Here is a 7,642-nt window from a genome sequence, read left to right as displayed (position 1 = left end):
CGGTGGGCCTCGTGGTGGGGCCATTCCTCAATGACCGCGCCATTTCCGCACAGCCTAACCGGGCCTTGGCAACGGTCAAGGACGTCGGCGTGCTGCGCACCACCGTGGATTTTCAAGATAGTGACGGGATCTACCATGCCCCGCGGCAAGGATTGCTCTATCCCACCGACCTGGGCGAGGGACAGCAGGTATGGGTGCAGTACGCCGAAGATAACCCGGATTTGGTGAAGGTAGAAGGCCGCGAGTGGACCTTGGCGGTCATACCGGCGCTGTCCGTGGCCATCGTGTCGACGCTTGGCGCAGTGGGGTTGTGGCGGCTTATTAACCTGACCACCCGCCGCGCTGAAAAATCCCGCTGAAAAATAATTTACCTAGATTTTTCATTGGATTCACCAAAGGCCGAGAAAAATAAGCCATTATGGTGGCATGCGAGTTGCAATCGTGGCCGAATCGTTCCTTCCCAATGTCAATGGCGTGACAAACTCGGTGCTGCGCGTTTTGGAGCACCTGCACGAAACCGGACACGATGCGATTGTCATCGCCCCCGGTGCCCGCGAGGGCCAAGAAGAAATCCCCGATTATTTGGGCTTTCCCATCTACCGCGTGCCCACCGTGCGCGTGCCGCTGGTGGATTCGCTGCCGGTGGGCGTGCCTACCACGGCCGTGGATGACGCGCTGCGGAAGTTCAAGCCCGATATCATCCACCTAGCCAGCCCGTTTGTGTTGGGTGCAGCGGGCGCATTTTCGGCCCGCCAACAGCGCATTCCGGCAGTGGCGCTCTATCAAACCGATGTCGCCGGGTTCGCCACCAAGTACCACGCCTCCGCATTGGCCTATGGCGTGTGGGAGTGGCTGCGTACCATCCACAATTCCTGCCAGATGACCCTGGCACCGTCCTCGCTAACCATCCGGGACTTGGAAAAACACCACATCAAGCACGTGCGCCACTGGGGCCGCGGCGTCAATGCCGAGCTATTCCATCCCGAAAAGCGCTCTGCATCCCTGCGCCGCAGCTGGGACCGGAGCGGAAAGAAGAACATAGTCGGCTTCGTCGGCCGCTTGGCCGCGGAAAAGGGCGTGCACCGCCTATCGGCACTCAATGACCGCGAGGATATTCAGCTGGTTATTGTCGGTGACGGCCCCGAGCGCCCGCTATTGGAGGCGCAGCTTCCCAGCGCCGTGTTCACCGGCGCGCTGAGCGGTGAGGAGCTAGCGCAGGCCTATGCCTCGTTCGATGTCTTTGTGCACGCCGGCGAATTTGAAACCTTCTGTCAGTCCATCCAAGAGGCCCAAGCCTCTGGCGTGCCCACCATCGGCCCGCGGGCAGGCGGGCCCGTGGATCTTATCCAGGAAGGCTATAACGGCCTGCTTTTAGACGTGGATAGCTTTGTCGAGGACCTGCCCAATGCCGTCGATGCACTCTTAAACCCAGAGGTGCACGCGGAATTGCGGGATAATGCCCGCGCATCCATTTCTTCGAAGACGTGGACCGCGCTGTGCGAGCAGCTGGTGGGCTACTACGAAGAGGTGCTGGAAGATACCCGGCGGGTGCCGCTGACCATTTTGGGGCAGCGCCCGGAGCTGCCGCGGTGGGCGGCTCGTGCCCTTGGGGCCCGCGTAGCCTAGACTAGGCATTTGTGTCTAAGGCAGATCTGGATAAAAAGCCCTTCGACGTCGCGCGCATGTTTGACGCCGTCGGCGAAAAATACGACCTCACCAATACCGTCTTGTCCTTTGGGCAGGACAAGCGCTGGCGCAAGCGCACCCGCGAGCGCCTGAACCTGCAGCCGGGGGAGAAGGTCCTCGACCTCGCGGCCGGAACCGCGGTATCCACAGAAGAGCTGTCCAAATCCGGTGCATGGTGCGTAGCCTGCGACTTTTCGCGCGGCATGCTCGCCGCCGGAAGCGAGCGCGACGTGCCCAAGGTGGCTGGCGATGGCATGAAATTGCCTTTTGCGGATAATACGTTTGACGCCGTCACCATCTCCTATGGCCTGCGCAATATCCACGATTACGAGCTGGGGCTGCGGGAAATGGCGCGCGTGACCAAGCCGGGCGGGCGCCTGGCGGTGGCGGAATTTTCCACGCCCATCGTCCCGGTATTTGGCACCGTGTACAAGGAATACCTCATGCGCCTGCTGCCCCCGGTTGCGCGCGTGGTCTCCTCCAACCCGGATGCCTATATTTACCTCGCGGAATCCATCCGCGCTTGGCCTGGACAAGAGGAGTTGGCGGCGGCCATCAACCGCAATGGTTGGGCCAACGCGGGCTGGCAAAACCTCACCCTGGGTATCGTTGCCTTGCACTCGGCAACGAAGCCGCTTGCCGATGCCCCACAGTAACCCCTGAAGCTCCCTAGACCGCCGCAGTGGAGGCCCACAGGGGCGTATCGCGCCGGACGGTGCCAACGGTGCGGCCGGCCGTGCGCCACAGGCGGGCGATAAGGTCGCGGTCCTCCTCCGTGATGAGGTTGCCCATAAGGCGGGCTGCCGCGGGCATCAGCAAGCGGCCCACCGGACCGCGCAGCGCCAACGGGCCCGCCACGGGCAGGAATTGCGGGTAGGTCAACAGGCGGGCGGCCGTGCGCGCAAGCAGGAAGGATTCGCCGTAGTGCTCGCGCAGGGTAGCTGGCCACGCGAGGGTGAAATCTTTCGGCCCGAGCATGCCCACCGCGAGCGCTGCGGTCTCGAGGCCGTAGTCGATGCCCTCGCCGTTTAAGGGGTTGACGCAAGCGGCGGCATCGCCAATAAGCATCCAATTGGCCCCCGCCACATTAGAGACCGCCCCGCCCATGGGCAGCAGGGCAGAGGTGACGTGTTCGATGTCCCCAAGGCCCCACTCCGCGCGCTGCTGGGCGGCGTAGAATTCCAGCAACTTTTTGGTATTAATCTTGGCCGGCCGCTGCGCGGTCGAAAGCGCGCCGACGCCGATATTGACCTGCCCAAGCTCTGCTCCCAACGGGAAAATCCACCCGTAGCCGGGCTGGACGGAATCGTCTTCGTCTTTTAATTCCACGTGCGAGTGCATCCACGGCTCGGTTGCCTGAGGGGAGGCGGCATAGGAGCGCGCGGCGATGCCATAGACCTCATCGCGGTGCCAGGTGCGGCCCAATTGCTTGCCAAAGGCAGAACGCACGCCATCGGCCACGATGAGCCATTTCGGCCGAATAATCTGCTCGCCAATGCGAAACGAGGTCACCCGGTTGCCCTCCATCACCGGGGCGCTCGCGGGGGTACCGGATATGAGCGTGGCACCTGCGGCGGTGGCGGCCTCTACCAGCTGCGCATCAAGCCTAAAGCGCGGCAGGGCAGTGCCTGCCTGCGAAGGGTAGGTCTGCGGCCACGGGGCGGTGACGTCCCCGCCGTAGCCGTGCAGTTTAAGCCCGCGATTGCGGTAGGAGGCGTTAACGGTAATGCCGAGCTTATCTAGCTGGTGCATTGCCCGCGGGGTGAGGCCATCGCCGCAGGTTTTATCGCGGGGGAAGGCGGATGAATCAATGAGGACAGTCTCATAGCCAGCGCGGGCGGCGTGGGTGGCCGCGGCACTTCCTGCGGGTCCTGCACCGATGATGGCGACTTCGACAGGGCGGGGGGAATCGATCTGTTCCGACATAGGGACTATCATTGCACTAGTTCAACCCCTCAAGTGTGTTAAGGGGGCTGGTTTGGACTACGGTAGATAAACGATTATCTCTGGCTTTTAATTGCAAGGAACGCTATTTAATGACTCACGGCCACTCGCATGCCACTCACGTGGATCTTGGTGATCCACAGCTTAATGAACGCATTGGCGCGGGCATGGAAGCAGTAGAAGAAAAGCTGCGCAGTGAAACTGACCGCGGCCAGGACTTCTTGAAGGACAAAGTAAGCCATCTGTCCAAGGCAGGTGGCAAGCGCTTTCGTCCGATGATGGCACTGCTTGCCTCTGAGTACGGCGCCAATCCGGGCTGTGAAGAGGTTATTAAGTCCGCCACCGTTGTGGAGATGGTGCACGTTGCTACCCTGTACCACGATGATGTGATGGATGAGGCGGATCGCCGCCGCGGCGTGGAATCCGCCAACTCCCGGTGGAATAACTCTGTGGCCATCCTTGCCGGCGATGCCCTCCTCGCACACGCCTCCCGCCTGATGAGCCAACTAGATACCCATACCGTAGGCCACTTCGCGGATACCTTTGAAGAGCTGGTGACCGGCCAGATGCGCGAGACCATTGGTGCTGGCGAAGCCAACCCCGTGGACCACTATATGGCCGTTATTCAGGAAAAGACCGCGGTGCTTATCGCCTCTGCCGGCTACCTCGGCGCGTACCACTCGGGCGCTTCTGCAGAATACGCTGCTGCGTTGAGCCGCATTGGCGGTGCCATCGGCATGATTTTCCAGATTGTGGACGATGTCATCGATATCTTCTCCGATCCAGAAGAGTCCGGAAAGACTCCGGGCACCGACCTGCGCGAGGGTGTCTTTACCCTCCCCGTCCTCTACGCCTTGGAAGAGGACGGCGAGGTGGGAGACCAGCTGCGTGAGCTGCTGACAGGCCCCCTAGAAACCGATGCTGAGGTCGAGCGTGCCATTGAGCTCCTGCGCCAGTCTGGCGGCCGTCAGCGGGCGCTAGAGGACATTAACGCCTACCTCCGCACGGTAGAAGAACAGCTTTCCGTACTGCCGGAAAATTCCGCTAGCCAAGCGCTGCGCCAGCTCGCGGATTACACCGTTCGCCGCGTGGGCTAGCTGCTTGCCTGCACCCCTCCTACACACCCCATTTCTCCCCGCTGCGCTGGCGATTTGGAGGTAGGTGGGTGCTTCATAGTAAAGTACATACACGCACCACAGAGTGCATGCCAGGTTGCCCGAGCGGCCAAAGGGAGCGGACTGTAAATCCGCCGGCATTGCCTTCAGAAGTTCGAATCTTCTACCTGGCACAACACAGAGCCCCACAAGCACAGGCTTGTGGGGCTTCGTCGTTTTCTCCTGCAGGGCGGATCTGAAAGCTCTATGGGACGCGGCACACCTTGAATAGGACTAACAGATGCTCGTGATAGCCCAGAATAAGGTTAGTTTTCAGTACGTGAACGATTGATAGGGTGTCTGCATGCGGTTGAATAAGCTTGCTATCAGTACTGTTTGCTTACCTTTAATGCTCGTAGGTTGTGGTGTGCAAGACCCTGAGCCCTCTGCAGAATCTGAGGCACCGAATAATGGCGATACTTCTCTGGAGAGTTTTGAGCCCCGTCCCTCAGACGCTCCAATACTTGGGAATGTTACGGCTGAAGGGGAGTGCGATTCGCAAGTGGTGAAAATGGATAACGAGAAGAATACGCCCCACATTCACTATGAAGGTCAACCCGGTGATGAATTAACCATCAAATATATGAATGGCGACGAAGTTGTGCAGGAGGATAGCGTTGAACTGTCCAGCACAACAACTAGTATCCAAACTGGAGCCAGTACCTATAACGGGGATTTGGACCGTGCTGAAATCGTTGCCAAAGGTCGCTCTGGTACCGATGGCACGTGTCATATCACCATTAAATAGTTGATATTCGCTGTTGAGGGAATTCTCTACTCTTGATCTCTTAGCAATCGATAAACCCAGATCCCGGAGTATCGGAATATTGAACATCTCTTGTGCTTGTTCAAGTAGTCGGTTTGGCTCGTCTAATGCTTTTTGAATCGGCTTTTCGTGCCCATTGAGAAGTATCAGGCACCGTCTCATCTTGGGAGAGAGGAGTCTTCCAGCGTTTTATTTTCGCATACGATGAAGGGCATGGAAGAAAGGCGGCTAACAACACTATTTTTTGGCAATGTAGTGCTTGAATCCCAAATCTCGGGTACGTTTCCCAAAATTTACGCTGCGGATATGCAGTCTTATTGGATGAGGCCGAGCAGAGATGTTGCCATTGCTGTTCCACTAGATGATCTTCGCGGACAAATTACTGCGGATAGGGCTAAGGCACTTTCTGAGAAAATCTTTGAATCGGTTGCCTTAGAACTAGAGAAGAATTATGCAGGAGGCAAAAGCCAAGCAGTACAAGAGCTTACTGCTTGGCTTTTGCAAGAGTAGCTTAGAGCCCAAAATAATCGCGCAGGTCGGCCGCGATGGCATCGAGGCGACCGGCGTCGGGGGACTCTAGGTAGCACTTGAGCTTGGGCTCGGTGCCGGAGGAACGAACGATGACGCGGTCATCGTTATCGGTGAAGAACTTCGAGCCTTGTGCGAACTTTTCCACCTTGGACACTGGGGAGCCGGCGAGCTCGGTCGGCGGGGTAGCAGAGACCTTGTCCATTGCTTGGGTAATCAGGCTCAAGTCCTCGACGCGGAAGGTCAGCGGCTGCGTGTGCAGGGCGCCGACCGTGGCGTAGATATCATCCAAGCGGCCTAGGAGGCTGCTTCCGGCTGCCTTGCATTCGGCGGCGAGGCTGGCGAGCACCACGGAGGTAGAGATGCCGTCTTTATCGCGCACTGCGTTGGGATCGGGGCAGAAACCAATAGCTTCTTCGTAGCCGAAGGCCAGTTCCGGGGTGCGGGCGATCCACTTGAAACCGGTCAGGGTTTCCTCGTGGCCGAGGCCGTAGTGCGCGGCGATGCGCCCGAGTAGCCTGGACGATACGAGGGAGTTGGCGAAGTTGCCGGTAGCGCCGCGGCGGGCGAGGTAATCGCCAAGCAAAGCGCCGGTCTCATCGCCACTGAGCTGGCGCCAGGTGCCATCGGTAGGCACGGCGGCGGCGCAGCGGTCGGCGTCGGGATCGTAAGCGATAAGGATATCGGCACCGATTTTCTCGGCATGCTGAATTCCAAGATCAAGCGCGCCGGGCTCTTCCGGGTTGGGGAAGGACACCGTGGGGAAATCTGGGTCAGGAGCGGCCTGTTCTGGCACCAGCGAGACGGAAAAGCCGCAGCGAGACAGCAGTTCCTTACCCAGTTCGGCACCCACGCCGTGCATGGCGGTCAGCGCGATGGTGATATCGGTATTGTCACCGACCAACGTGGCGGCGCGGTCGAGGTACTCCGCGCGGGTATCGACGTCCTCGATGTGATCGGAGGTCAGCGGGATCTCATCGGCGTAGGGGGCCTCAGCGATGGCGGCGGCGATTTCTTTATCGGCTGGGGAGATGAGCTGCACGCCCTCGCCCGGGCCGGTGGCAACGCGGCCACCCAGGTACACCTTGTAGCCATTATCGGCAGGCGGGTTGTGGGAGGCGGTAACCATAATGCCGGCATCCGCGCCCAAAGAACGGACCGTGAAGGCGGTTAGTGGGGTCGGGTTTTGCGCGGGCAGGGCCAGTGCCTTACCACCGGCGGCGGAGATAACCTGCGCGGCATCGCGCTGGAACTGTGCGGATCCGTGGCGGGCATCGCAGCCGATGACAACGACCGGGGTATCGACCTGCTGCTTGAGCCAGGTAATAAGACCGTAGGTGGTGCGAATGACCACCGCGCGGTTCATGCGGGATTCGCCCGCACCCACGGCGGCGCGCAGGCCCGCGGTACCAAAGTTCAGTGGGCCCGCGAAGGCGGCGGCGAGTTCTTCGGAGTTATCTTCCTCGATCCACGTGAGCACCTGACGGGCGGTGTCCGCATCCGGATCGTGTTCGGCCCAGGTGCGGGCGTAGTTGATGTCGAAGGTCTTATCCACAGACATGGC

8 protein-coding genes and 1 tRNA gene are annotated in these 7,642 nt (G+C 59.9%); 7 read left to right on the top strand and 2 right to left on the bottom strand.

The features are described from left to right. The 3 genes from ABRP64_RS03950 to ABRP64_RS03940 form a co-directional block, all read left to right on the top strand. Positions 1–359 (top strand): DUF3592 domain-containing protein (locus ABRP64_RS03950; protein WP_349865484.1); only part of this gene is annotated, 359 nt, incomplete at its 5' end. A 67-nt stretch (positions 360–426) separates the two neighbouring features. Further along, complete coding sequence (locus tag ABRP64_RS03945; protein WP_284770886.1) at positions 427–1,626, top strand: glycosyltransferase family 4 protein; 1,200 nt, start codon at positions 427–429, stop codon at positions 1,624–1,626. A gap of 11 nt (positions 1,627–1,637) precedes the next feature. Next, entirely contained in the window at positions 1,638–2,342 is a 705-nt protein-coding gene (locus ABRP64_RS03940; protein WP_023016699.1) for a demethylmenaquinone methyltransferase, read from the top strand. A gap of 13 nt (positions 2,343–2,355) precedes the next feature. On the opposite strand, the gene ABRP64_RS03935 is transcribed toward ABRP64_RS03940, so the two are convergent. Beyond that, positions 2,356–3,624, bottom strand: coding sequence for a geranylgeranyl reductase family protein (locus tag ABRP64_RS03935; protein WP_284770887.1), 1,269 nt, complete (start codon positions 3,622–3,624; stop codon positions 2,356–2,358). Positions 3,625–3,722: 98 nt separating this feature from the next. Between ABRP64_RS03935 and ABRP64_RS03930 the strand changes: the two genes are divergently transcribed. The 4 genes from ABRP64_RS03930 to ABRP64_RS03915 all read left to right on the top strand — a co-directional run bounded on the left by ABRP64_RS03930 (position 3,723) and on the right by ABRP64_RS03915 (position 6,060). Further along, positions 3,723–4,727 (top strand): polyprenyl synthetase family protein, encoded by a 1,005-nt coding sequence (locus ABRP64_RS03930; RefSeq protein ID WP_284831023.1) that lies wholly within the window; start codon positions 3,723–3,725, stop codon positions 4,725–4,727. Between the two features lie 109 nt (positions 4,728–4,836). Then, positions 4,837–4,918, top strand: a tRNA-Tyr gene (locus tag ABRP64_RS03925). Positions 4,919–5,088: 170 nt separating this feature from the next. Beyond that, entirely contained in the window at positions 5,089–5,532 is a 444-nt protein-coding gene (locus ABRP64_RS03920) for a hypothetical protein (protein ID WP_349865481.1), read from the top strand. Between the two features lie 231 nt (positions 5,533–5,763). After that, on the top strand, positions 5,764–6,060 hold the full coding sequence (locus ABRP64_RS03915) for a hypothetical protein (RefSeq protein WP_284849909.1): 297 nt from the start codon (positions 5,764–5,766) through the stop codon (positions 6,058–6,060). 1 nt (position 6,061) lies between these two features. On the opposite strand, the gene ABRP64_RS03910 is transcribed toward ABRP64_RS03915, so the two are convergent. Further along, positions 6,062–7,639: a phospho-sugar mutase gene (locus ABRP64_RS03910; RefSeq protein WP_349865479.1), complete on the bottom strand. Its 1,578-nt coding sequence runs from the start codon at positions 7,637–7,639 to the stop codon at positions 6,062–6,064. Positions 7,640–7,642 lie beyond the last annotated feature (3 nt).

The sequence above is a fragment of the Corynebacterium sp. KPL4015 genome (assembly GCF_040225725.1).
Lineage (GTDB): Bacteria > Actinomycetota > Actinomycetes > Mycobacteriales > Mycobacteriaceae > Corynebacterium > Corynebacterium rhinophilum.
This window is presented reverse-complemented; position numbering and strand designations above follow the sequence as displayed.

Bases quoted from the DNA above. Each gene is read 5' to 3' on its own strand.
- ABRP64_RS03935 (WP_284770887.1), bottom strand. From the start codon at position 3,624: ATGATAGTCCCTATGTCGGAACAGATCGATTCCCCCCGCCCTGTCGAA.
- ABRP64_RS03930 (WP_284831023.1), top strand. From the start codon at position 3,723: ATGACTCACGGCCACTCGCATGCCACTCACGTGGATCTTGGTGATCCA.
- ABRP64_RS03910 (WP_349865479.1), bottom strand. From the start codon at position 7,639: ATGTCTGTGGATAAGACCTTCGACATCAACTACGCCCGCACCTGGGCC.
- ABRP64_RS03920 (WP_349865481.1), top strand. From the start codon at position 5,089: ATGCGGTTGAATAAGCTTGCTATCAGTACTGTTTGCTTACCTTTAATG.
- ABRP64_RS03945 (WP_284770886.1), top strand. From the start codon at position 427: ATGCGAGTTGCAATCGTGGCCGAATCGTTCCTTCCCAATGTCAATGGC.
- ABRP64_RS03915 (WP_284849909.1), top strand. From the start codon at position 5,764: ATGGAAGAAAGGCGGCTAACAACACTATTTTTTGGCAATGTAGTGCTT.